Annotated in this window: 24 protein-coding genes; 6 read left to right on the top strand and 18 right to left on the bottom strand. The window is 66.9% G+C overall.

Annotated features, from left to right (window positions below; genetic code table 11):
• Positions 1-184: 184 nt before the first annotated feature.
• Positions 185-685: a hypothetical protein gene (locus ACK5M9_RS01615; protein ID WP_416891455.1), complete on the top strand. Its 501-nt coding sequence runs from the start codon at positions 185-187 to the stop codon at positions 683-685.
• 53 nt (positions 686-738) lie between these two features.
• Here the strand turns inward: ACK5M9_RS01615 and purQ are convergent, their stop codons facing one another.
• On the bottom strand, positions 739-1413 hold the full coding sequence (gene purQ, locus ACK5M9_RS01610) for a phosphoribosylformylglycinamidine synthase subunit PurQ (protein WP_416891454.1): 675 nt from the start codon (positions 1411-1413) through the stop codon (positions 739-741).
• Positions 1410-1649 (bottom strand): phosphoribosylformylglycinamidine synthase subunit PurS, encoded by a 240-nt coding sequence (purS, locus tag ACK5M9_RS01605; RefSeq protein WP_416891453.1) that lies wholly within the window; start codon positions 1647-1649, stop codon positions 1410-1412. Before purS ends, purQ begins: the two co-directional genes overlap by 4 nt.
• 163 nt (positions 1650-1812) lie before the next feature.
• Between purS and ACK5M9_RS01600 the strand changes: the two genes are divergently transcribed.
• The gene (locus ACK5M9_RS01600) at positions 1813-2451 is read left to right on the top strand and encodes an MBL fold metallo-hydrolase (RefSeq protein ID WP_416891452.1); all 639 of its coding nucleotides are present in this window, start codon (positions 1813-1815) and stop codon (positions 2449-2451) included.
• Positions 2452-2484: 33 nt separating this feature from the next.
• On the opposite strand, the gene ACK5M9_RS01595 is transcribed toward ACK5M9_RS01600, so the two are convergent.
• Complete coding sequence (locus ACK5M9_RS01595) at positions 2485-4158, bottom strand: FAD-binding dehydrogenase (RefSeq protein WP_416891451.1); 1674 nt, start codon at positions 4156-4158, stop codon at positions 2485-2487.
• A 65-nt stretch (positions 4159-4223) separates the two neighbouring features.
• Positions 4224-4928, bottom strand: a complete 705-nt coding sequence (locus tag ACK5M9_RS01590) for a DUF2334 domain-containing protein (protein WP_416891450.1) — start codon at positions 4926-4928, stop codon at positions 4224-4226.
• Positions 4929-5094: 166 nt separating this feature from the next.
• On the opposite strand from ACK5M9_RS01590, the gene ACK5M9_RS01585 reads away from it, so the two are divergent.
• On the top strand, positions 5095-6573 hold the full coding sequence (locus ACK5M9_RS01585; RefSeq protein ID WP_416891463.1) for a DHA2 family efflux MFS transporter permease subunit: 1479 nt from the start codon (positions 5095-5097) through the stop codon (positions 6571-6573).
• Between the two features lie 181 nt (positions 6574-6754).
• Here ACK5M9_RS01585 and ACK5M9_RS01580 read toward each other — a convergent pair whose 3' ends face one another.
• The 3 genes from ACK5M9_RS01580 to ACK5M9_RS01570 all read right to left on the bottom strand — a co-directional run bounded on the left by ACK5M9_RS01580 (position 6755) and on the right by ACK5M9_RS01570 (position 10203).
• Complete coding sequence (locus tag ACK5M9_RS01580) at positions 6755-6904, bottom strand: hypothetical protein (protein ID WP_416891449.1); 150 nt, start codon at positions 6902-6904, stop codon at positions 6755-6757.
• A 276-nt stretch (positions 6905-7180) separates the two neighbouring features.
• Complete coding sequence (locus ACK5M9_RS01575; RefSeq protein ID WP_416891462.1) at positions 7181-9301, bottom strand: S9 family peptidase; 2121 nt, start codon at positions 9299-9301, stop codon at positions 7181-7183.
• Positions 9298-10203 carry a phosphoribosylaminoimidazolesuccinocarboxamide synthase gene (locus ACK5M9_RS01570; protein WP_416891448.1) on the bottom strand — a complete coding sequence of 302 codons (906 nt, stop codon included), beginning with the start codon at positions 10201-10203 and terminating at the stop codon, positions 9298-9300. Before ACK5M9_RS01570 ends, ACK5M9_RS01575 begins: the two co-directional genes overlap by 4 nt.
• A 61-nt stretch (positions 10204-10264) precedes the next feature.
• On the opposite strand from ACK5M9_RS01570, the gene ACK5M9_RS01565 reads away from it, so the two are divergent.
• Positions 10265-10888 carry a hypothetical protein gene (locus tag ACK5M9_RS01565; RefSeq protein ID WP_416891447.1) on the top strand — a complete coding sequence of 208 codons (624 nt, stop codon included), beginning with the start codon at positions 10265-10267 and terminating at the stop codon, positions 10886-10888.
• 29 nt (positions 10889-10917) lie between these two features.
• Here ACK5M9_RS01565 and ACK5M9_RS01560 read toward each other — a convergent pair whose 3' ends face one another.
• Together ACK5M9_RS01560 and purB are read right to left on the bottom strand one after the other, a co-directional pair.
• Positions 10918-11901, bottom strand: a complete 984-nt coding sequence (locus ACK5M9_RS01560; RefSeq protein ID WP_416891446.1) for a tellurite resistance/C4-dicarboxylate transporter family protein — start codon at positions 11899-11901, stop codon at positions 10918-10920.
• Entirely contained in the window at positions 11898-13316 is a 1419-nt protein-coding gene (gene purB / locus ACK5M9_RS01555) for an adenylosuccinate lyase (protein ID WP_416891445.1), read from the bottom strand. Before purB ends, ACK5M9_RS01560 begins: the two co-directional genes overlap by 4 nt.
• 49 nt (positions 13317-13365) lie before the next feature.
• On the opposite strand from purB, the gene ACK5M9_RS01550 reads away from it, so the two are divergent.
• Complete coding sequence (locus ACK5M9_RS01550; protein ID WP_416891444.1) at positions 13366-14208, top strand: alpha/beta hydrolase-fold protein; 843 nt, start codon at positions 13366-13368, stop codon at positions 14206-14208.
• Between the two features lie 21 nt (positions 14209-14229).
• Here the strand turns inward: ACK5M9_RS01550 and purD are convergent, their stop codons facing one another.
• The 9 genes from purD to ACK5M9_RS01505 all read right to left on the bottom strand — a co-directional run bounded on the left by purD (position 14230) and on the right by ACK5M9_RS01505 (position 23543).
• Positions 14230-15522, bottom strand: a complete 1293-nt coding sequence (gene purD, locus ACK5M9_RS01545; protein WP_416891443.1) for a phosphoribosylamine--glycine ligase — start codon at positions 15520-15522, stop codon at positions 14230-14232.
• Between the two features lie 10 nt (positions 15523-15532).
• A complete protein-coding gene (locus tag ACK5M9_RS01540; RefSeq protein ID WP_416891442.1) occupies positions 15533-15955 on the bottom strand; it encodes a hypothetical protein in 423 nt (140 codons plus the stop codon).
• Complete coding sequence (locus tag ACK5M9_RS01535) at positions 15952-18768, bottom strand: RND family transporter (protein ID WP_416891441.1); 2817 nt, start codon at positions 18766-18768, stop codon at positions 15952-15954. Before ACK5M9_RS01535 ends, ACK5M9_RS01540 begins: the two co-directional genes overlap by 4 nt.
• The gene (locus ACK5M9_RS01530; RefSeq protein WP_416891440.1) at positions 18765-19220 is read right to left on the bottom strand and encodes an MmpS family transport accessory protein; all 456 of its coding nucleotides are present in this window, start codon (positions 19218-19220) and stop codon (positions 18765-18767) included. The genes ACK5M9_RS01535 and ACK5M9_RS01530 overlap by 4 nt, the downstream gene beginning before the upstream one ends.
• Positions 19217-19825 (bottom strand): TetR family transcriptional regulator, encoded by a 609-nt coding sequence (locus ACK5M9_RS01525; protein ID WP_416891439.1) that lies wholly within the window; start codon positions 19823-19825, stop codon positions 19217-19219. Before ACK5M9_RS01525 ends, ACK5M9_RS01530 begins: the two co-directional genes overlap by 4 nt.
• A gap of 166 nt (positions 19826-19991) precedes the next feature.
• Positions 19992-20435 carry a carboxymuconolactone decarboxylase family protein gene (locus ACK5M9_RS01520; RefSeq protein WP_416891438.1) on the bottom strand — a complete coding sequence of 148 codons (444 nt, stop codon included), beginning with the start codon at positions 20433-20435 and terminating at the stop codon, positions 19992-19994.
• On the bottom strand, positions 20435-21313 hold the full coding sequence (locus ACK5M9_RS01515) for an NAD(P)-dependent oxidoreductase (protein ID WP_416891437.1): 879 nt from the start codon (positions 21311-21313) through the stop codon (positions 20435-20437). Before ACK5M9_RS01515 ends, ACK5M9_RS01520 begins: the two co-directional genes overlap by 1 nt.
• A complete protein-coding gene (locus ACK5M9_RS01510; protein WP_416891436.1) occupies positions 21310-22062 on the bottom strand; it encodes an SDR family oxidoreductase in 753 nt (250 codons plus the stop codon). Before ACK5M9_RS01510 ends, ACK5M9_RS01515 begins: the two co-directional genes overlap by 4 nt.
• An 11-nt stretch (positions 22063-22073) precedes the next feature.
• The gene (locus ACK5M9_RS01505) at positions 22074-23543 is read right to left on the bottom strand and encodes an aldehyde dehydrogenase (protein ID WP_416891435.1); all 1470 of its coding nucleotides are present in this window, start codon (positions 23541-23543) and stop codon (positions 22074-22076) included.
• A 218-nt stretch (positions 23544-23761) separates the two neighbouring features.
• On the opposite strand from ACK5M9_RS01505, the gene ACK5M9_RS01500 reads away from it, so the two are divergent.
• On the top strand, positions 23762-24406 hold the full coding sequence (locus tag ACK5M9_RS01500) for a TetR/AcrR family transcriptional regulator (protein WP_416891434.1): 645 nt from the start codon (positions 23762-23764) through the stop codon (positions 24404-24406).
• Positions 24407-24420: the final 14 nt, after the last annotated feature.

Genomic DNA, 24420 nt, shown 5'->3' with positions numbered 1-24420 from the left:
CTGACGTTCCTGTGCTACACCGCCGAGGCCTCGGTCGCGCTCAGCCCGCCGAAGTAGGCCGAAGCAGGTCGAAGCAGGCCGTGCCGCAACCGGTGCGGGACTCAGCGAATTCTCAGTACGTTCTTGGCAATTTCTGCGCTTGTCCCACAGCGGTCGCATAGCCGACGGCAGGAGAATGGCTGCCATGACCGAAACGGCGGCCACCATCCTGATCGAACGCTACCTACGCACGCGCGGTCGGCGGTACTTCCGGGGCCGCCATGACGGCGAGTTCTTCTTCGTCCTCAGCAGCGGCCGGGGCCTGCACGTCCACCTCGAAAATCCGCCCGCGAACCCCGAGGTCGTCACCGTCCGGGTCACCCCCGCCGCCTTCTTCCCCGCCACCGAGCGGCCCCGGCTGACCCGGCTGACCGACCACTGGAACGAACACAATCACAGCATCGCGGCGGCGGTGCACGAATCATCGGACCCGTCGCGCGTCGGCGTCGCCGCCGAACAATCCATGCGGTTGGTTACCGCGGCCGATACCGGCGAGGCGGCCGCATTCGCCGACGATTTCGCGGCTTTCGCCGAAGACTTCGCCGCCTTCGCCGACCGCGCCATCACCGCGGCAGTCGACCTCTTCGACACGTTGTCAGCGCCCGGCGAAGTGCCGTTGCCGCCTTTGCTGCTGGACGCCGGCTGACGCCCGGGGCAGGGCGCGGGGCCGGGGTGCGCAAGGGCGTCAGGCGATACCGCTCAGGCGGCGAGCACCGCGTCGAGCGCCGAATAGAACAGGCCCAGGCCGTCATCGGAAGGCCCGGTCAGTGCTTCGATGGCGTGCTCGGGGTGCGGCATGAGTCCGACCACGCGGCGGTTCGCCGAACAGACGCCGGCGATATCGTTCTGCGAGCCGTTGACGTTCTCGCGGTATCGGAACACCACCCGGCCGTCGGCCTCCAACTCCTCGAGCACCCGGCTCGGTGCCACGTAGCGGCCCTCGCCGGACTTCAGCGGGATCAGCAGGTCGGCGCCGGAGGCGAAGCGCGACGTCCAAGCCGTCGACGCCGAGGCGACGTTGAGCCACACGTCACGGCAGACGAAGTGCAGTCCCACATTGCGGGTCAGGGCACCGGGAAGCAGACCTGCCTCGCAGAGCACCTGAAAGCCGTTGCAAATACCCAGTACCGGCATGCCCCGACCGGCGGCGGCCACCACTTCACCCATTACCGGCGCAAACCGGGCGATGGCACCCGCACGTAGATAATCACCGTAGGAAAAGCCACCCGGCACCACCACCGCGTCGACACCCTTGAGGTCGGCATCGGCATGCCACAGGCTGACAGCCTCGGCGCCGACCTGGCGTGCGGCGCGCGCGGCATCGATGTCGTCGAGGCTGCCGGGAAAGGTGATAACCCCGATGCGCGCCGTCACCGCGGGTCCCGGCTGACGGTCCAGTCCTCGATCACCGCGTTGGCCAACAGCGACTCCGCAATCTCGGCCAGCGTGGAATCGTCGACGGTGTCGTCCACTTCCAGCTCGAACCTCTTGCCCTGACGGACATCCGATATCCCGGCATGGCCCAGGCGCCCGAGCGCACCGACGATAGCCCTACCCTGCGGGTCCAGGATCTCGGCTTTGGGCATCACGTGCACGATCACCCGGGCCACTGCATTCCTCCTACGTTCCTGCGCCCGGCCACGGCGGCGGGCGCCGCTGGGACGCGATCAAAGAAGCCGGCCGGACGTTCGCGCCAACTCTACCGACGATCCATCCTCGCGCCGCTTTCAGGCACGCCCGCGTTGGTTGCCCGGCCGGGGCACAATCGACAGTATGCAACTGACGCACTTCGGCCATTCGTGCCTACTCGCGGACTTCGGTCAATCGAAAGTCCTGTTCGATCCGGGCAATTTCTCCCACGGCTTCGAGGGCATCACCGGCCTGTCGGCGATCCTGATCACCCACCAGCACCCCGACCACGTGGACGCCTCTCGGCTGCCGGCGCTACTCGACGCCAACCCTGACGCGGTCCTGTATGCCGACCCTCAGACCGCGCAGCAGCTCGGCGAGCCGTGCCGGGTGGCGAACGTCGGCGACCTGTTGACGATCGGGCAGCTGACCATCCGTGCCGTCGGTGGACGCCACGCCGTGATACATCCGGAAATCCCGGTGATAGACAATATTTCGTTTCTGGTGGGCGACGGCGAACATCCGGCCCGGCTGATGCACCCCGGCGACGCGCTGTTCGTGCCCGACGAGCCGGTTGACGTGCTGGCCACCCCCGCCGCGGCGCCCTGGATGAAGATCTCCGAGGCCGTCGACTACCTGCGAGCGGTGAACCCCACCCGCGCGGTACCTATCCACCAGGGAATAGTCGCCCCAGACGCCCGCGGGATCTACTACGGCCGGCTCGCCGAAATGACCGGTGCCGACTTCCAGGTGCTGCCCGAAGAAGACGCGGTCGGGTTCTGAGGGTCCCGCACCGATCCGGGACGGTCCGGGCGCTTAGCTGATATCGGACGCGGCGCCTCGGCCCGCGGCCCGGCCGGAGAAGATGCAGCCACCCAGGAAGGTGCCCTCCAGCGCACGGTAACCGTGCACGCCGCCCCCGCCGAAACCGGCGACTTCGCCGGCGGCATACAGGCCGGGGACCGGCGTGCCGTCGGCCTTGAGTACCCGCGAGTCCAGATCCGTTTCGATCCCACCCAGTGTCTTGCGAGTCAGGATGTGCAATTTGACGGCTATCAGCGGTCCGGCCTTCGGATCGAGTATCCGATGCGGTGCCACCACCCGGCCCAATCGATCGCCCAAATACCCGCGGGCGGCACGGATTGCCGTTATCTGACCATCCTTGGTGAACTTGTTGGCGACCTCGCGGTCGCGCGAGGTGACGGCGTCGGCCACCGTGTCGTAGTCCAGCTGTTCCACGTCGGGCAGGTCGTTCATGGCCCGCACCAGCTCCGCCAGCGAACCCGCGGTGACGAAGTCGGCCCCTCGGTCGATGAAGGCCTGCACCGGGCCGGGCGGGCCCGAGCCGGCCCGCGACCGCAACAGCCGGCGCAGGCTCCGCGAGGTCAGGTCGGGGTTCTGCTCCTGCCCCGAAAGCGCGAACTCCTTCTCGATGATCCTGGCGTTCAACACAAACCAGGTGTAGTCGTATCCGCTCCGGGCAATGTGCTCCAGGGTGCCCAACGTGTCGAACCCGGGATACAGCGGCACCGGCAACCGGTTTCCCGCACCGTCGAGCCACAGCGACGACGGCCCGGGAATGATCCGGATGCCGTGGCGTGGCCAGATGGGGTCGTGGTCAGTGATTCCTTCGGTGTAGTGCCACATACGGTCCGGATTGATCACCCGCGCCCCCGCCTTCTGGGCGATACCGATCATCCTGCCGTCGACGTGGGCCGGCACCCCGCTGAGCATATTCTTGGGCGCACGGCCCAGCCGTCGCGGCCAGTTCTTCCTCACCAGATCGTGGTTGCCGCCGATACCGCCGCTGGTCACGATCACCGCTGAGGCGCGTAACTCGAACTTGCCCACCGCATGTCGCGAAGATGCCACACCGCGCGGCAGATCCGAGGGCTCCAGTACGGTGCCCCGGACCCCGGTTACCGTGCCGCTCTCCACGATCAGCCGGTCCACCCGGTGCCGATGTACGAACCGGACATTCGGCCGGTTTCGCAGTTGTCGCGCAAAGATTTCCACCAGGGCCGGCCCGGTTCCCCAGGTGATGTGGAAGCGCGGCACCGAGTTGCCGTGTCCCTGCGCGTCGTAACCGCCGCGTTCGGCCCAGCCCACCACGGGAAAGATCTTCAGGCCCCGGGCACGAAGCCAACTTCGCTTCTCGCCCGCGGCAAAGTCGACATAGGCATGCGCCCACTGTTGCGGCCAGTGGTCCTCGGGGCGATCGAACGCCGCCGTCCCCAGCCAGTCCTGCAGTGCCAGTTCGTGACTATCGTGAATACCCAGCCGGCGCTGCTCGGGACTGTCGACGAAGAACAGGCCGCCAAAGGACCAGAACGCCTGACCGCCCACGTTGGCGCTGTTCTCCTGATCCAGGACCTGCACCCGCAACCCGCGGTCGGCCAATTCGCAGGCCGCCACCAGACCGGCCAGCCCGGCCCCGACGATGATCGCGTCCGCGGTGAATCCCTCCGCACCGGACTTCGTATCGCTCATGTCGGTAAAGGGTAGCCGCCCGGGCCGGCGTCGCCGGCTACCCGGACCAACGCCAGGTGCAATGGTCAGGCCGCCCCGAGAACGGTCTTTCCGGCCTGCCACCGGTACACCGTGGGACTGCTCCGCTGCAGCAACGCGAGGTCTACGGCATCCAGCAGGGCTTGCCGGGAGCCGGGCTGACGCAGCTGCGGCGCGGCGACGGCTATCCGAACCATCCCGTCCCGTCTGGCGGTACGCCCCGCAGCCATCACGACCCTCCGCCAGCGCCACCGTTCCGGCAGATATCCTTCGCCGACTGTCAGCACCGGCCACCGCACCGTAGTGCCGCGAACCAAGTCGGTTACTCCCTGGGCGCCGACCAGCAGGCGGAAACCGTTGTCCGGCAGCGCTGCCGCCACACCCGACGACACCTGCCAGCCGGGCGCGGCGAACACCCGGGTCCGCAACCCGAGATGCTCCAGCACCCGGTCAGCGGCTTTGAGTCGCAGGCCGGCCTCATGTGCGGGCAGGCAGGCGAATTCACCGCGCCACCCACGGGTCGCGGCCTCGTCATAGCCGTGCAGCACCACCGCGTCGCCGCCGGCGCGCCGGGCAGTTATCCAGCCGACCGTATCCGGGTCGCCGTCGAGGCGGTAGCGCTCACCCAGGCACGGCGCAACCAGCAGCGACACCGGGACCGAGCGGGCGTCCATTCGTGCGCAGAAATCATCGACGGCCGCCAGGGTGCGGTCGGTGATCCCGGATACCGAGACCAGCAGCTTTCCAGCCATGCCTTCAGTGTGCCGAGGCGAGGTGTCCTCTTGGTAACGCCGACACCGACAACAGACGTCCATCAGGTCCTCGTCGGATCACGCCGGCGCGCCGCCGATGACCGTCGACCGTCGACCGTCGACCGTCGACCATGTCCGCGTTGGTGAGCCGGCGCGCCGCATAGCTATGCTCAGCACCGCCATGCCTGACGCTCGCCCCGCACGGGCCGACACGGGGTCGCCGCTGACCACGCCCGGGCAGCCGCTGCCACATGACTACCCCGACAAACTGGACCTCGCCACCCTGCGGATAGCCGGGGTGTGCATCTTGGCGTCGATGATGTCGATCCTGGACGCCACCGTCGTCAGCGTCGCCCAGCGCACGTTCATCCTCGAGTTCGCCTCGACGCAGGCCGTCGTCGGCTGGACCATGACCGGCTACACGCTCGCGTTGGCCACGGTTATTCCGCTAGCCGGCTGGGCTGCCGACCGCTTCGGAACCAAACGACTCTGGATGGGTTCGGTACTGGCCTTCACCCTCGGCTCACTGCTATGCGCGATGGCGCCGAACATCCTGCTACTCATCGCCTTTCGGATGATCCAAGGTGTCGGCGGCGGCATGTTGATGCCGCTGGGATTCATGATCCTGACGCGGGTTGCCGGCCCCCGGCGACTCGGCAGGCTGATGGCGGTGCTGGGCATACCCATGCTGCTCGGCCCTATCGGCGGGCCGGTGCTGGGCGGCTGGCTGATCAGTGACTTCAGTTGGCCATGGATCTTCCTGGTGAATCTCCCGGTCGGGTTGTGCGCGTTCGCTCTTGCCGCATTCGTTTTCCCCGCCGACCGGCCGGCACTGTCGGAGACTCTCGATGTTGTCGGCGTGCTGCTGCTGTCACCCGGCCTGGCGATCTTCCTGTTCGGGGTGTCCTCGCTCCCCGGCCGGAGCACGCTGACCGATCCCCGGGTACTGGTGCCCGGACTTGCCGGGATCGCACTTATCGCGATTTTCGTGGTACACGCCTGGTTTCGCGTGGATCATCCACTGATCGATCTGCGGCTGTTCCAAAACCCCGTGGTCGCCCGCGCCAACGTCACCGCGTTCTTCTTCGCGATTGCCTTCTTCGGCTCGTCCCTGCTGCTGCCCAGCTACCTGCAGCAGGTCCTGAATCAGACTCCCGTTCAATCCGGGGTGCACCTGATCCCCCAGGGACTCGGCGCGTTGGCAACCATGCCGATGGCCGGAATTCTCACCGACCGCAAGGGCCCACGCAACATCGTGCTGATCGGTATCACCCTCATTGCCGCTGGGTGCGCGATCCTCACGGTCGGTGTCGCAGGACGCCTCGCCTACCTGCCGACCCTGCTGGCCGGACTGGCCATAGTGGGCATGGGCACCGGTTGCACGATGATGCCGCTCTCCGGGGCCTCGGTACAGGCGCTTGCTCCGCACCAGATCGCGCGTGGCTCGACGCTGATCAGCGTGAACCATCAAATCGGCGGGTCGATCGGCACAGCACTCACCTCAATGGTGCTCACCAGTGAATTCAACCGAAGCGGGGACGTATCGCACGCGTACGCGGTGGTGCTGGCGATCGCGTTGGCGATGGTGGTGCTGACCCTCATTCCGGCGGCTCTGCTGCCCCGCAAACCCGCCGGCTCGGTGTAGTGGCTGGGGAGCGTGGGTCGGTATCGCTATGGGCGGGGCGGAGCAGTTGAGTTCATTCCGCGTCCAGGGTGGTGGTGGTCGGCGTGTCGCCGCCCTGGGCGCAGAGTGAACGGGGGAGACGACGCCACCGGCGCAGAGTCAGTGCCCAAGCCTCGCGTTGAACGGTGAAGCGGCTGGGTGCTCAGCTGGAGGTGAGCCCGGACAGTCCGTGGACCCCGCTGTGGCCGTAACGTTTTCGCGGGTTGTGGCAGCTGCCCAGTAGCGGCCGGTCGGCATTCTGTGCGGAACGCACCCCGGTGATGTGGCCATACACCAGGATCCGCACCATCACCCCGCGGCCGCTAGCTCGTCATCCAGCGCCGACGGCCACAACAACCTCCGGGTCGACCCTCTGAAACATCTTGTCCACCAGAGCCTTCGGCGCAATGTAACGCCGCTCCACCCGTCGGGTGGAATCTACCTCGAAGAACCCGCCATCGCCGAAATCAACAGACGCACCCCCGCATCGCGCAAACCCGACAATCAACCGAGCACCACCCAAGGTCTGTTACCGACCCTCGCTACTAGCGACTCAGCCGGCTCGGACGGCTCAGCCGGGTCAGGCGGCTCAGGCGACACCGCCGTCGGCCGTCGCCAACAGCCATGAATACTGGAACGCGGTTTCCTTCCAGCGTTCATAGCGTCCACTAATCCCGCCGTGTCCGGCTTTCATCTGGGTCTTCAACATCACCGGATTCCCCTGGGAGGCAGCCCCGTTGCGGGCCGACCGCAACGCCGCCACCCACTTGGCGGGCTCCACGTAGTACACCCTGGTGTCGTTCAGCGACGTCATCGCCAGGATCGCCGGGTAGTCCCGGTCACCGACGTTCTCGTACGGCGAATACGACTTCATGTACGCATACACCTCGGGGTCGCTCAACGGGTTTCCCCACTCGTCCCATTCGGTGACGGTCAACGGCAACGAGGGATCCAGGATGGTGGTCAGCGGGTCGACAAAGGGCACCTGGGCCAGAATGCCGGCAAACAAATCCGGCGCCATGTTGGCCACCGCCCCCATCAGCAGGCCGCCGGCACTACCGCCGACCGCTACCAGTCGCCGGGGGCCGGTCAGCCCGGTATCAGCCAGATGCCTTGCCACCGCGATGAAATCGGTGAAGGTGTTCTTCTTCGCCAGCAGCTTGCCGCCCTCGTACCACAACCGGCCCATCTCGCCGCCTCCGCGCACGTGTGCAACCACGAAAACCATCCCGCGATCCAGCAGCGACAACCGGGCGACCGAGAACCGTGGATCCTCGCACATCTCGTAAGCGCCGTATCCGTAGAGCATGGCCGGCGCCGGCAGTTCGATTCCAGACTTATGCACGATGGAGATCGGGATGCGGGTTCCGTCCTCGGCGACCGCCCAGTCCCGCCGTTCCACATAGTCCTCGCGTCGATAGCCGCCCAGGACCGGCTGTTCTTTGAGTAGTACGAGTTCACCGGTTGACAGATCGAGGTCATACACCCGCACCGGAGTGACAAACGACCCCGCGCCGAGTCTGAGCCGGGGCGAATCCCAGTTCGGGTTGGCTCCCAGGCCGACGGACATCAGTTCGGAGTCGAATTCCAGCTCCTTCGGGGCGCCGTAGTTCCCGCCGGACTTCAGCGGCCACAATTGGATTCGAGGTAGCGCTGCACGTCGATAGCTCACCACCAAATGGCCGGCGAAGGCGTCCACGCCGTCGAGTCGGACATCGTCGCGGTGCTCGATCAGGGTGGATTGCCGAGCCGGATCGTCGACCGGGGCCTGCACCAGGGTGAAGTTCGCCGCACCGTCGTTGTGCAGGATCAGGAACCGGTCTCCGCCACCGAGCACCGCGTGTTCCACCGAGTACTCGACACCTGCGCGACGCGGCAGCACGACCTGGAATTCCGCGTGCGGGTCGGCGGCGTCGGCAAACCGGACTTCGGAGGTGACAGATGATCCCGCCGCGATCAGCACGTAGGCGTCGCTGCGCGTGCGACCCACGGCGATCCAGAACCGCTCGTCGGGTTCGTGATACACCTGCTCCGAGGATTCGCCCGATCCCAGTCGATAGCGCCACACGGTATCCGGGCGCCAAGCCTCGTCCACGGTGATGTAGTAGATGGTGCGGTTGTCGGCGGCCCAGGTCGCACCCGAGCCGATACCGGCGATCTCATCGGGATATCGCTCGCCGGTCCGTAAATCCTTGAACCGCAGGGTATAGCGCTCATCCCCGACCAGATCGACCGAATACGCAAGCACGTTTGCGTCGATGCTGACGCTGGCCGCACCGAGTGCGAAGAAGTCGTGTCCGTCGGCCTCCAGGTTCTCGTCGAGCAGTACTTGTTCACCTGGTATGTCGGTGTGTTCGTCGAATTCGGGCGGACGCCAGTCATCGGGGTCGGCTACCGGGCACCGGCAGTGCACACCGTATTGCCTGCCTTCGAAGGTGCGTGCGTAGTACCACCAGGATCCCCGCCGGGTGGGTACCGACAGATCGGTTTCCTTGGTTCGCGATTTGATTTCGTCGAAGATCTTTTGCCGCAACGGTTCCAGCGGGGCGGTGAGCTGGTCCACATAGTCGTTCTCGGCTTCGAGGTAACCGATCACCTCGGGGCTGTCCTTGTCACGCAACCACTCGTAGGGGTCGATGAAGACGTCCCCGTGGTGCTCCCGGCGCACCTCCACCCGCTTCGCCGCGGGCGGAACCAACTGGCCCGTCATGCTCTCGGACCGATCCAGTCGTCGAACCTGCATCCTGAAATCCGTTCGTAGGCCTCGATGTAGCGACCGCGGGTGGCATCGACAATCTCTGCCGGCAGGGGCGGCGGCGGCACACTCCCATGGCGGTCCCAACCCGACTCGGGGCCGGTGAGCCAGTTGCGGACGAATTGTTTGTCGAAGGCGGTCTGCACCACGCCGGGCCGGTACTGCGCGGCCGGCCAATAGCGTGACGAATCAGGGGTGAAGATCTCGTCGGCGAGTATCAGATTGCCATCGGTGTCGGTACCGAACTCGAACTTGGTGTCGGCGACGATGATTCCCCTGCTCAACGCGTGCTCGGCCGCCTGGGTATAGATCTGCAGCGTTCGTTCGCGCAACTGGTCGGCGCGCGCGGCCCCCACGATCTCTACCGCACGATCGAACGAAATGTTCTCATCGTGGTCCCCCAACGCGGCCTTGGTGGCCGGGGTGAACAGTGGTGAGCTGAACTTGCTGGCCTCCACCAGGCCGGGGGGCAGCCGAATGCCACAGACCTCCCCGGTGGCCTGATAGTCGAGCAATCCCGAGCCGGTCAGGTAGCCCCGGGCGACGCACTCCACCGGGAGCATCTCCAGTCGTCGCACCACTAGCGCCCGGCCGAGGACCTCGTCGGGTATCCGCGAGTCGTCCGGCGGCCCGGCCAGGTGGTTGCGCACCCGCGTGCGCTCGGAAACCAGGCCGAAGAAGAACACGCTCATCGCGGTCAGGATGCGGCCCTTGTCCGGGATCGTGCTGTCCAGGATGTAGTCGAAGGCCGAAATCCGGTCGGTGGCCACCAGCAACAGGTGGTCGTCGTCGACGTGGTAGATCTCGCGAACTTTGCCGCTGGCCAGATGCCGGTAATCGGACAAGGCGGGTCGCATCCGGCCACCCTATCCGGCACGCCGCCCCCATCGGGCGACCAGTTGTGCTGGTATCGGTGTCATGACCCGGTTCCTGCCCTATTCCACCCGGCCCCTGCGGCTGTTCGCCCAATTGATCAGCGATGTCACCGTCACGGCGTGGACGGCGGTATGGGTGGTCGTCGGGATCGCCGTCCACGACGCCATCGCCGCCATCGCACAGGCGGGCCGCGACGTGGAGAACGGTTCGACCGGCCTGGCCGCCAACCTGGCGTCGGCCGGTCACGGCGCCCAGCAGATCCCGCTGCTGGGCCAAGCGCTGAGCAAGCCGCTGGATGCGGCCAGCGCGGCCGCACTCGATGTCGCCGGGGCCGGTCACAGCCTCGATGCCACGGCGAGTTGGCTCGCGCTGGTGCTGGCACTGGCGGTTGCCGCGCCACCCATCCTCGCGGTGAGCATGCCCTGGTTGTTCCTGCGCATCCGATTCTTCCGGCGCAAGTGGACCGTTACCGCACTGGCCGCCACCGCCGCCGGGCAGCAACTACTCGCGCTACACGCCCTGGCGAACCGCTCGCCGGCCAAGCTGACGGCCATCAGCGCCGACCCCGTGGGCCGATGGCGCCATCAGGATCCGGTGGTGATCCGGGAGCTGGCCGCGCTGGAATTGCGGGCCGCCGGGATTCGGCTCGCCGCGACAAGGGTGTGAACTCACGGCTTTCACTGTGAGCCCGCGCTTCACCCGCCGCCCCGATCGGCACGAACCACCGTCCCCGCCTGCTGCAATCCGGCGAGAACCATGACGAGCCACGTCGCCGCTGCAATCCAGAAGAACGCCAGCGCAACGATGTGCAGCTCCGGCCGGCCGATCTCACCCGCCACGGCCGTAGTGGCCACCGAATACATGCCCAGCGGGAACACCATGGCCCACCAGACCCCGGCGAACCGCCGCAGAGCCGGCCTGCGGATCAAGCTCCGCAGAACGAGGTAGATCAGCGGGGGAATCCACAGGGTCGCGGCCGCCCAGGTCAGCACCGTGACCGCCTGCACCACCGGCCTCAGCCACGGCGCCGCCAAGCCATGGAGCTTGTCACCCGCGACGGCTGCAATGGCCAGTCCGCCCATCAAAATCCAGGAGTCCGGCTGGAATCCCCCTGTCCCTTCGGCTGCCGCCCGGCGCAGGATAAGCCAGGTCATCAGGCCGTAAACCGCCAAACCTACGATCCAGACCGCCAGCGCGCCGACCCACCACCAGTGCTCCGATGTGTGAGCCGCGACCTGGGCGGCAACGATCACCAATGCCGAGGTGCCCACACTGCCCAGTTCCCAGACACCCCGGGCGCGGTCACGCAGCGCAGTCCACGACTCCCCCGACATATTGCGGGCCGTGAGCACCGCCAGCACCGTCCAGGACACCAGCACCACCGCACTCAGTGACGCCAGCACCGCGCCGATCGCGGCCATCCGGTTGTCCAGTACCGCGCATGCTGCCACAAACGTGAACAACCGCAGGGTGACATCGGGATCCTTGAGGTCCCAGCGTCGTGGCGCACGCGTCACCACGACCAACCCGATCAGAACGACGAGGCCGAAGCAGGCCACTATGTCGAATGCTTCACTGGTCCACCGGAAGTGGAGCTTGTCCGCGGCGACCGAGAGGATGCCGGTCGCCATCACCGCGGCAAACGCATCCGGTGATGGTTCGAGATCGGCCAGCTTCACAAAATTGCGCCGGCGGCGTACTTCGCAGCCTCGGGATAGCGGGTAGCCAAGTCCTCGACCGCGCGCACGACCCGGTCGACCTGGTCGCCGGCAGCCCCGGTGAACGCCTTCCTGTCGGCCAGTGCGGAGTCGAGCTCGGCGCGATCCAACGGCAGCCTCGGGTCGGCGGCCAGTCGATCCAAAAGATCCGGCTCGCAGCCCGTTTCACGCATTGAAAGCGCGGTGGCCACCGCATGTTCGCGGATCACGTGGTGTGCCGACTCACGACCCATCCCGGCCCGCACGGCCGCCATCAACACCTTGGTGGTGGCCAGGAACGGCAGATACCGGTCCAATTCCCGCTGGATCACCGCGGGATACGCGCCGAATTCGTCAAGTACCGTCAGAAACGTCTCGATCTGGCCGTCGATGGCAAAGAAGCTGTCGGGCAACGCAACCCGACGCACCACGGAACAGAACACATCGCCCTCGTTCCACTGGTCACCGGCCAGCTCCCCCGCCATGGCGGAATAGCCGCGCAACACCACCTGCAGCCCGTTGATCCGCTCACAGCTGCGGGTGTTCATCTTGTGCGGCATCGCCGACGAACCGACCTGGCCTTCGGCGAAGCCCTCGGTCACCAATTCGTGGCCGGCCATCAACCGGATGGTGTGCGCCAGCGAGGACGGACCGGCACCCAGTTGCACCAGAGCCGAAAGCACATCGTGATCGAGCGAACGCGGGTACACCTGCCCGACACTGGTCAAAAAGCGTGAGACTCCGAGAAATTCGGCAACCTGCCGCTCGAGTTCGGCGAGCTTCGCACTGTCCCCGTCGAGCAGGTCCAGCATGTCCTGCGCTGTGCCCATCGGCCCCTTGATGCCCCGAAGCGGGTAACGGTCGATCAGCTCGCGCAGCCGGGTCAGCGCGATCAGCATCTCCTCGGCGGCCGAGGCGAAGCGCTTGCCCAGGGTGGTGGCCTGGGCCGCGACGTTGTGGCTGCGTCCGGCCATCACCTGGTCGCGGTAGGCGACGGCCCGGTCGGCCAGCCGCGCCACCACCGCCACCGAGTGGGCGAACACGACCTCCAGCGACCGCCGGATCTGCAGTTGCTCGACGTTCTCGGTGAGGTCGCGGCTGGTCATGCCCTTGTGGATGTGCTCGTGGCCGGCCAGCGCGTTGAACTCCTCGATGCGGGCCTTGACGTCATGGCGCAGCACCCGCTCGCGGGCGGCAATCGAGGCCAGCTCCACCGATTCCAGCACGCGTTCGTAGTCCGCGATCGCGTCGAGGGGAACGTCGACCCCAAGTCCAGCCTGTGCCCGCAGCACCGCCAGCCACAGCTGCCGCTCGGCGACCACCTTGGCCTCCGGCGCCCAGATAGCGACCATCTCGGCACTGGCGTACCGGGTGGCCAGCACGTTCGGAACAGTCACTCGGTCACCCACGATCACACAGCTTACGGTTGCACCGTGCCGCGATGGCATGATGACCCGCATGCCCGACATCACCCGCCGCGCGCTGCTGCGCCTCGGTGCCGGCGCGGCGGGCGGCGCCGTCGGCGCATTCGCCGTCGGTTCACTGGCTCAGCCCGGTACCTCCGGTGCGGCCCCGACGGCTCCGACCATGGTGACCGGCTCGTTCGCGTCGGCCGCGCGCGGCGGAATATCCACCAACTGGGCGATCGCACGCCCACCCGGCCAGACCAGCCCGCTGCGACCGGTCATCGCGCTGCACGGGAAAGGCAACGACGCGGCCGGGGTGATGGCCGGTGGTGTCGAACGGGGACTCGCCCAGTCCGTCGATCTGGGGTTACCGCCGTTCGCGGTGGTAGCCGTCGACGGCGGCGGCGGTTACTGGCACCGGCGGGCCTCCGGGGACGACGCCGGTGCGATGGTCCTCGACGAGTTGATTCCGCTCCTCGATACCCAGGGCCTGGACACTTCCCGGGTCGGGTTCCTGGGCTGGTCCATGGGCGGCTACGGCGCCCTGCTGCTCGGCGGCCGGCTCGGTCCGGGGCGCACCGCCGCGATCTGCGCGGTGAGCCCGGCGCTATGGACCTCCGCCGGTGCGGCCGCACCCGGTGCATTCGACGGACCCGGGGATTACGCGGCGAACTCGGTCTGGGGAATGCCCGCACTGGGCGCCATCCCGATCCGAATCGATTGCGGCAACAGCGATCCGTTCTACTCGGCGACCAAGCAATTCATCGCCCAGCTGCCCAACCCGCCGGCCGGGGGCTTCTCGCCGGGCGGTCACAACGGCGGGTTCTGGAGTTCGCAGTTGCCAGCCGAAATCACCTGGATGGCACCGCTGCTGACGGCGTGAGGAGCCGGCGAGCCGAGTTCGCTAACGGTGGTGACGGCCGGAAACCGGGACGCTGATGTTGCCGTCGGCCGCCTTCTGGGCGATGTCACGTCGAAAATGGCTGCCGGGCAACTTGATCGACCCGACCATTTCGTATGCGCGGGAACGTGCGGAGGACAGGTCCGCACCGGTGGCAACCACCGACAGCACTCGTCCGCCGGACGATACGATCGCACCGTCATCGCGCCGGGCGGTTCCGGCGTGCAGCACGCCGTCGGCGTCCGAGCCGGTGAGGACGTCCCCGACCCGGGGGCGGCCGGGATAGTTCTCGGCCGCCAGCACCACGGTCACGGCCGCCTCATCCCGCCAGCGCAGCTCACCGAACTCGGCCAGCCCGCCGCTACCGGCGGCATGCAGCAGCTGCCCGAGTGGTGAATCGAGCAGAGCCAGCACCGCTTGGGTCTCGGGATCGCCGAAACGACAGTTGAATTCGATGACCGCGGGACCGCTGGAGGTGATCGCCAGACCGGCGTAGAGCAAGCCGGTGAACGGGGATCCCCGCCGAAGGAGTTCCGCCGCAACCGGTTCGACGATTCCGGTGACGATCTCGCGGTATACCGCATCGGGTAGCCACGGCAGCGGTGCGTAGGCCCCCATGCCGCCGGTGTTCGGACCCGTGTCACCATCACCGACCCGCTTGAAATCCTGTGCCGGCAGCAGCGGTACCACGGTTGCGCCGTCCACCACGCAGAACAGCGACACCTCGGGACCATCCAGAAAGGACTCCAGCAGCACCGGGTGTCCGGATTCGAGTAGACCGGCCGCATGGGCGCGGGCGGCCACCCGGTCAGGGGTCACCACGACACCTTTGCCGGCGGCCAGGGAGTCGTCCTTGACAACCCAGGCCGGTTCGCCCGAGGGCGGGCCGAATCGGTCCAGACTCTCATCCAAATATGCTGGGTTGTCAATGATTTCACAGCGTGCCGTGCGGACTCCGGCCGCGGACATCACGTCCTTGGCGAATGCCTTGGAGCCTTCGATCCGGGCCGCCTCGGCGCTCGGCCCGAAGCACACGATGCCGGCGTCGCGAACGGCATCGGCCACACCCAGCACCAACGGCACCTCGGGGCCGATCACCACCAGGTCGGCCGCGACCTCGCGGGCCAGTGTCACTACGGCGTCGGTGGAGGTGATGTCGACGTCGCGCTGCCCGGCCAGCCGGCCGGCGCCGGCGTTGCCCGGCGCGATCGTCAGGCCCGTAACGGCCGGATCGTGGCTGAGGGCCAGCAGCAAGGCATGCTCACGGGCACCGGAGCCGATCACCAGGACGTGCACGACGGCCACTCTAGTCGTCGGACAGTCGCTTCTTCAGGCGGGCGATGTGCAGCATCTGGGCGGTCAGGTTGGTTGCGCCCAGCATGGGCAGCACCCCGATCCAGGTGTGCAGCGAGGGCGGGCGCCCGTGCAACTCGTACAGGCAGCCGAACACGTACAGACAGCCGAGGGCGAACAGCGCACCCGGCAGGCAATAGGCGGCCGGGTTCCGGCGGTCGGCGATGAGCTGGGCGGCGAAGGTACGCTCCTCGGCGGTCAAGGAGTCCCCGGCCCGGACCTTGCCCAGAACCACGGTGGCGGCCCGGGGTTGTTCGCTGACCTCGGTAGCCGGGCGCCGCACCAACGTGTGAACGAACACGGTGGCGACGGCGGCGCACAATACGGCGACCAGTAACGCCGCAACCGTGGCCACACCGGCAAGGTCGGCGCTCACCGGGCCCCCCGGGTCCGCACGCGCAGCGGCCACCAGAACCAGCGCCCGAGCATGGCGGCAATCGAGGGGGTCATGAACGCGCGCACGATCAGGGTGTCGAACAGCAGCCCCAGGGCGATGGTCGTGCCCACCTGCCCAATCGCCCGCAGGTCGCTGAACACGAAGGCGGCCATGGTTGCGGCGAACACCAGGCCGGCCGATGTCACGACCGAGCCGGAGCCCGCCATGGCACGGATTATGCCGGTATTGAGGCCCGCGTGGATCTCCTCCTGGAATCGGGAGATGAGCAGAAGGTTGTAGTCGGAGCCGACCGCCAACAGCAGGATCACCGACAGCGCGAGCACGATCCACAGCAGTGGCATGCCGACCAGGTCCTGCCAGACCAGCACCGACAAGCCGAAGGACGCCCCGAGGGACAGCGCGACGGTGCCGACGATGACCAGTGCGGCGACGACGCTGCGGGTGACGAACACCATGATGAGCAGAATGAGGCTCAGTGCGGCGATGCCGGCGATCATCAGGTCGTATTTGGCAGCCACGCTGATGTCCCGGTAGGTGGCCGCGGTGCCGCCGATGTAGATGTCGGCGTCGCCGAGCGGGGTGCCCTTGACCGCTTCGTCGGCCGCGGCTCGGATGGCCTCGATGTGGGAGCTGCCCTCGGGGGTGGCGGGATCGCCCTTGTGGGTGATGATCATGCGGGCGGCGTGCCCGTCGGGGGACAGAAACAACTTCAGTCCGCGTTGGAATTCGGGGTTGGTGAACACCTCCGGTGGCAGGTAGAAGGAGTCGCCGGTCTTGGCGGCGTCGAACGCCTGCCCGAGTGCGGTGGCGTCTTGCAGGGCATCGGCGCTTTGTGCGTTGAGGCCCGACTGGGTTGCGTAGTTGGTAGCGGCGAGGTCGCGGTTGATTTCCTGGCTGGCGATCTGCGGCGGGATCAGGGCAAGTAGTTGGGGTTGCAGTTCGTTGAGTTCGTCGAGGCTGGCGGTGACCGCGCCCAGTTGATCGGTCAGATCGGAGATACCGTCGACGGCGTCGAAGACCGACCGCAGGGCCTGACAGGCGGGGATGTCATAGCAGTGCGGTTCCCAGTAGAAGTAGCTGCGGATGGGGCGGAAGTAGTCGTCGAAGTCGGCGATCTTGTCGCGCAGTGCGGCAGCGGTGGCCACGGTGTCGTGAAATGCCCGAGTCTGCTCGGCGGTGGCGGCACTGGCCCGCTGTTGCAGGGCGTACTGCTGCTTGAGGATGCCGATGGTCTTGTCGATTTCGCCGACCTGGGTGAGTAGATCCCGGGTGCGAGCCTGTTGGAAGGGCAGATTCTGGATCTGCCCGGCGTACTGAGCGCTGATCTGGAACGGGATCGACGTATGGTCCAGCGGCGTGCCCAAGGGGCGGGTGATGGATTGAACCTGGGCGATGCCCGGCGTGTGGAAGATGGCCTTGGCAACTCTCTCCAAGAGGATCATGCCCTCGGGTGTGCGCAGGTCGTGATCGGTTTCCACCATCACCAGTTCCGGGTTGAGCCGGGCCGCCGAGAAGTGGCGTTCGGCGGCGGCGTAGCCGGCGTTGGCCGGGGCGTCGGCGGGCAGGTAGGGACGCTCGTCGTAGCTGGTCTGATAGCCGGGCAGGGCCAGCAGGCCGATCGCGGCCACCGCGAGGGTGGCCACCAGAACCGGTGCCGGCCAGCGGACGACGGCGGTGCCGATCCGTCGCCACCGCCGGGTCGCCATGGCGCGCCGAGGTTCCAGCAGACCGAAGGCCGAAGCCACCGTCAGCACGGCCGGGGCCAGGGTCAGCGCGGCGGCCAGGGCGACCAGGACGCCGATCGCGCCGGGTGGGCCCATGCTCTGGAAGTAGGGCAGCCGGGTGAAGCTGAGACAGAACACCGCTCCGGCCACGGTCAGTCCCGAGCCCAGGATGACGTGCGCGGTGGAGCGGTAGCTGGTTCGGAACGCGGTGGCACGGTCTTCGCGGGCGTGCCGCGCTTCGTGGTATCGGCCGAGCAGGAAGATGGCGTAGTCGGTGCCCGCCGCGATCACCAGCAGGGTGAGCAGGTTGGTGGCAAACGTGGACAGCCCGATGACCCCGGCGTCGGCGAGCAGGGCGACCACCCCGCGCGCGGCGGTCAATTCGATGATCACCGTCAGCAGCACCAGGACGGTCGCCACGATCGAGCGGTAGATGAGCAGCAGCATGGCGATGATGACGCCCAGGGTGATCAGGGTGACCTTGGCGATGCCTTCGCTGCCGACGATCAGCTGATCGGCGAACAGCGGTGCCGCCCCGGTGACGTAGGCGCGAACTCCCGGTGGCGCGGGGGTGTCTTCGACGATGTCGCGCACCGCGGCAACCGATTCCAGCGACAAGGTTTCACCCTGGTTGCCGGCCAGGTACACCTGCGCGTAGGCGGACTTGTGGTCATCGCTTTCCGAACCCGCCTCAGTCAGCGGGTCGCCCCAGAAGTCCTGGACGTGCTGGACGTGTGGGTCGGCGGACATCTTGGCGACCAGGGTGTCGTAGAAGTGGTGCGCACTGTCGCCGAGCGGCTGCTGGCCTTCCAGCACGATCATCGCCGCGCTGTCGGAGTCGAACTCGTCGAACACCTTGCCCATCCGTTGCATCGCCTGCAGCGACGCCGCGTCCGGGGAACTCAAACCGACGTTGTGGGCCGCACCGACGGTCTCCAGCTGGGGTACGAACACGTTGGTGACGACCGCGATCAGCAGCCACCCGAACAGGATCGGCACCGGCCAGTCGCGGATGGCTCCGGAGATCCGGTCGACCAGCGGACGGGGCTCGGTTTCGGCGGCGGTCATCCGGATTTCTCCAGGCAGTAGGTGAAGGCGTTGAGCATGGTGACGGTCCGCTCGTCCTTGACGTCGCCGTCGATGGTGATCCGGCACCCCAGGGAAAATCCGTCGCCCTGGGCGGAGACATTGGTGAACACCGCCGGCAGGGTGGTGGTGACGTCGTATGACCACGGCAGGGGCGCGTCGTCGACCCGCTGGGGTTGGGCGTCGACGTCCAGGTAGGTGATGGTCGCTGACGCGCCCGGGTCGCCGAACACCTCGATGAGCACGCGTTTCGGTTTGGACGTCGACGACTCGTTGGGCAGCGTGCCGTCGGCCGAAACCCGGTTGTCCGATCCGAAGATGCCGTGCAACCGCGACACGGTGAAGCCCGCGACCGCGATCACGACCACCGCCAGCAGCACCCTCCACCAGCGGGCCAGTACGCGCCCGCGCCGAGCCTGCCGTCGGGTGGTCATCGGCTCAACTCGCCCAGCAGATAGCGCTGCAGGGTGGCTCCCAGATCGGCGGCCACCCGCTGCCGCGGATGCGACGCCAGCGGTTCGATCCCAACGATGTAGCGCGCCAACGTCATTCCGGCGATCTGCGACATCACCAACCCGGCGCGGTATTCGGGATTTTCGGCCTCCAACCGACGGGCGATCGGCACCAGCAGGTTGCGGGTCAAAAAATCACGCACCAGCCGGGCCGCCTCCGGCTCGGCGGTCGCCGCGCGCATCAGCCCCACCATCGGGCGGCGCCGCACCTCGTCGTCGAGCACGTCGAGGATCAGCGTCGCCAACCGCACCCCCGCGTCATCCTGGGTGCCGTCGACCACGTGATCGATGAGCACTGCCGGATCGACCGGCAGCTCGACCACCGCCAGGAACAGGTCCAACTTGCTGCCGAAGTAATGCGACACCAGCGCCGGGTCCACCTGCGCCTCGATCGCCACCTGACGCATCGAGGTGCGGTCGTACCCCAACTCCGCGAACCGCTTGCGCGCCGTATCGGCGATCAACTCGCGCGTGGTGTTCGGCCCCGGCCGCCGGCCGGTGTGCTTGACCACGCGGCGTTGCGTCACGGCGTTGTCGCTCCAGAACGAAATTCAACGTGCATGGAATTCGACACATGGGGAAATGTAGTCCCGCATAGCCGGGTACACAAGCCACAGCGCGAATACGCCGCGGGTCGGCGCTTGGCGATTGGTTGCCGACCGGAAAGAATCGCACCCGCGGTCCACCGCTGCCTCAGCCGCTGCCGCTCGACTCGCCGGTGTGCATCTTCAACGCGGATTCGACATTGGCCTTCCGGTCCTCTCCCGCCCCTTCGGCGGCAGCCTTTCTGCGCTTTGCCACCACGGTCTCGACGGCGCCGTTGAACGCCGAGCCGAGCGGGAAGCCGAGATAGTGGGTCAAAAAGACCGCCATCTCCTTCAGCTCGGCCTCGGTGATTTCCCCGTTCAGCAAGGCGGCGTTGATCTGGATCTCGGCCAGATCGCGCTTGCCCAGGGCCGTCACCGCGGTCAGGGTCATGATGCGCTTGTCGCGCATGGACAACCCGGGCCGGCTCCAAATCGCCCCGAACAGATGGTCCACGGTCAAGTCGAAGTACGGGTCGCCCTGCACATCGGGCATCTCCCAGCCGTAGACCTCATTCATCTTGCGCAGGCCCCGGCGACGCAACTCGTCCATCACTTCCCCTTCGTGTAGTCGCTATCGTCGTGCGGCACACCGAGATTGGCGGCGAACCGGTCAAGGGCAACCTGGGCCAACGGCAAGTCGACCGAGAGCAGCTCACCCAACGACAGCGCCAGGCTGAGGTCCTTTTCCGCCAGCGCGCGGGTGTGCAGGAACGGCTGGTAGAGGAAATGGTCCGGCGGCAACGGCTTGGCGTCGGTGCGGTACATGATCGCTGCGGCGCCTCCGGTCAGCGCGTCGCTGTGACGCACCACCTTGGCCAGGTCCCCGATGTCCAAACCCGCCTCGTCGGCGAGCTTCTGCGCTTCGCCGACCGCCGCGTAGGTCACGAAGGTCAGCATATTGCGCGCCAGCTTCATCCTGGTTCCGGCGCCGGGCTCGCCGGCGTGAACGATCAACGAGGCCCACCGGGAAAACGGTTCTTCGATCCGGGCGAAGGCGTCATCGTCGGCGCCGACCATCACGGCGAGCTCACCCTTGGCGGCTGCCACCGCGCCACCGCTGACCGGGGCGTCCACAATGTGGACCTCCCGCCCCTCGAGTTCAGCGGACAGCTCGACGGCAGTGTTGTGCCCGATGGTGGAATGGATCGCAACGATGGTGCCGGGCCTGGCGTGCGCCGCCAGCCCGGTCGGCCCGCCGATCACCTCGCGCACCTGCGCATCGTCGAGGACGGTGACGCTGATGACGTCGGCGTCGGCAACTTCGGCAATGCTGCCCGCGGCGGTGGCGCCACCCTCGACGAAAGGTTGCATGGCTTCGGGACGCACGTCGAATACCGTCACACCGCCCGGCCAGCCGAGGTAGCGCTTGGCCATCGGCGCACCCTGGTTACCCAGGCCTATGCAGCCGAGTTTGACGGGCCGGCTCATGACCGGATGATCTGTCCGCCGTCGACGTTGAAGATCTGGCCGGTGATCCACCGCGCCTGGTCGCTCAACAGGAACAGGCACATACCCACCAGATCCTCCGGCGTTCCCATCCGCGACAGCGGAAGCCCCTTCACGATGCCCTCGACGATCTCCTTCGGCGTGGTGGTCCGGTTGGCCTCGGTGTCGATGGGCCCCGGCGCGATGGCGTTGATCCGGATCTTCTGGCCGCCCAATTCGCGTGACAGTTGTTGGGTGAGACCGTTGATCCCGACTTTGGCCAATCCGTAGTAATTCGCGTAGAGCCACGCAGCGGTGGAGGACTGGTTGACAATAGCGCCGCCGCCGCGCTTGGCCATCTTCCGGTACACCGCCCGCGTGCACCACAGTGCACCGTCGAGGTTCACGCTCATGAAACGTTTGTAGTACTCCGGGTCGACGGTCAGCAGAAAATCGAGCTTCATGCCCCCGAAGATCGCGGCGTTGTTCACCAGATAGTCGATACCGCCGAACTCGGCCAGGGTCCGGTCGGCCATCGCCTTGGCCGAATCGGGATCGGAGACGTCCACCGGAACGCTGATCGCCGTGCCCCCGTCGGCGACGATCTGCTGTGCCACGGCTGCGGCCGCCTCGGCGTTGATGTCGGCCACCACCACCGCGGCGCCTTCGCGCGCAAGCGCTTCGGCGTATGCCTGACCGATGCCGCCACCGGAGCCGGTGACAATACCGACTTTGTTTTCGAACTCTCCCACGTCCAACTCCTCTAATTAGCCGCTGTCGCAATGAGTTTGGTTTCCAGATATTCGTCAAAGCCGGCCAGGCCCATCTCACGGCCGTTGCCGGACTGCTTGTAGCCGCCAAAGGGGGCGTCCGCGGAATACCAGACGCCACCGTTGACATTGACGGTCCCGGCCCGGATCCGCCGGGCCGCCCGCGCGGCACGGTCCGGGTCGGCGCCGTACACTGTGGCCGACAGGCCGTACGGGGAATCGTTTGCGATGCGCACGGCATCGTCGTCCCCGTCGTGGGCGATCACGACAAGTACCGGACCGAAGATCTCCTCTTGAGCGCACCGGGCGTCGTTGCCCAGACCCACGATCAGGGTGGGTTCGATGAAGAAGCCGACGTCACGATCCGCCGGCCGGCCACCGCCGCAGGCGAAACTACCGCCTTCTGCGACAGCGAGATCCAGGTACCCCTGTACACGATCGCGTTGACGTTCCGAAATCAACGGACCGCAAATAGTTTTCGAGTTCTGTGGATCACCGGCTTTGATACCTCCCATGGTTGCGGCCGCAATGGCCACCGCCTCGTCGTAGCGGGCCCGCGGGACGACCAGCCGGGTGGTGATGGCGCAACCCTGCCCCGCGTGCATGCAGACCGAAAAGGCGGACACCCCCGCGGCGGCGGCCAAGTCCGCGTCGTCGAGCACCACGAACGCCGACTTACCGCCCAGCTCCAGGAAGACCTTTTTGACGGTGGCGGCACCGTCGCTCATCACCGTGCGGCCGGTGTCGGTAGATCCGGTGAACGAGATCATGTCCACCCGAGGATCTTTGGCCAACAGGGCACCCACACCATGGTCGCCGGAGGTGACGATGTTGACCACACCCGGCGGGAAGTCGGTGTGCTCGGCGATGAGTTCCCCAAGGACTGCCGCACACCACGGGGTGTCGGGCGCCGGCTTGAGCACCACGGTGTTTCCCGCTGCCAGCGCCGGACCCAGCTTGGCGAGGTTGATCTGATGCGGGAAGTTCCACGGCGTGATCGCACCCACCACCCCGACCGCCTCCCTGGCGATCGTGCGGTGGGTGGGGATGCCCATCGGGGTCGCGGAGCCCAGATCCCGATTCCATTCATAGGACTCGGCGGTGTCGGCCGCGAACGACAGGTCGTCGACCGGCGCCTGGAGCTGAGCGATCGAGGTGAGCATGCGCGGTGCGCCGACCTCGGCGATGGTCAGCTCGCGCAATTGTTCGATGTGAGCGCGCATCGCATCCTGCAATTGGCGCACGCAGCGCACCCGAAGCGCGGTGTCGCGCGACCACTCGGTGTCGTCGAAGGCCCGCCGGGCGGCCTCGATGGCCCGGCCCATGTCGTCGGCGTCGGCGTCTGCCGCCACGCCCAGCACCTCCTCGGTGGCCGGATTGAGCGTCGGAAACGTACCCGCGCCGCCGTCGACAAGCTTGCCGTCTATGAACAGCGCGCTCGCGCCGTCGGCCAACAGGGCCATCCACGACTCCCGCCATGTGCGCCCGGTCGTACGGAGCCGACCGGTAGATTTGATGGACAACTGTCCGATATTTGGTCTGGGCACCATAACCCGAAGATTTGTGAAGCTGCAAGGCCAGGGCCGGGCAGGCCGTCGAACAGACCTGGCAAAATTACAAGTACCTGCATTTTCGCTAGGGTCGCTTGCCTCGGTTCGCAAGCGTGAGCTATTTTGGACAGGTGTCCAGCAATGCACTGGCGTCGATCACCGGCGACACCAAACCGCAACGGGGGAGGCCGCCGCGGAACCGGCGTCAGGAAGAGACCTTTCGCAAAGTGCTGGCCGCGGGAATCGAAACCCTGCGGGCGAATTCCTACACCGACCTGACGGTCCGGCTGGTGGCCGCTCGCGCCAGCGTGGCGCCGGCGACCGCCTACACCTATTTCTCGTCGAAGAACCACCTGATCGCCGAAATCTACCTGGACCTGGTCCGCCAGGCTCCCTACTTCACCGACGTCAACGAACCGATGCACACTCGGGTGCACCAGACCCTGCGGCACCTGGCGCTAGTGGTGGCCGACGAACCCGAGGTGGGCGCCGCGTGCACGGCGGCACTGCTCAGCGGCGGCGCCGATCCCGACGTGCGAGCCGCCCGCGAACGAATCGGCGGGGAAATCCATCGCCGCATCGCATCGGCCATCGGGCCGGGTGCGGATCCGGCCACCCTGGCTGCCCTTCAAATGGCATTCTTCGGAGCCCTGGTTCAGGCGGGCAGCGGCGAGTTCACCTATCACGAAATCGCCGACCGGTTGGCCGGCGTGGTCGGCCTCATTCTGGCCGGCGCCGACCATCCGACCGGCTCGGGCTCCGCCCACCGCCCCTGACGAAAGTGATGACG

Origin of the sequence: Mycobacterium sp., assembly GCF_047975165.1 — a bacterium.
Lineage (GTDB): Bacteria > Actinomycetota > Actinomycetes > Mycobacteriales > Mycobacteriaceae > Mycobacterium.
This window is presented reverse-complemented; position numbering and strand designations above follow the sequence as displayed.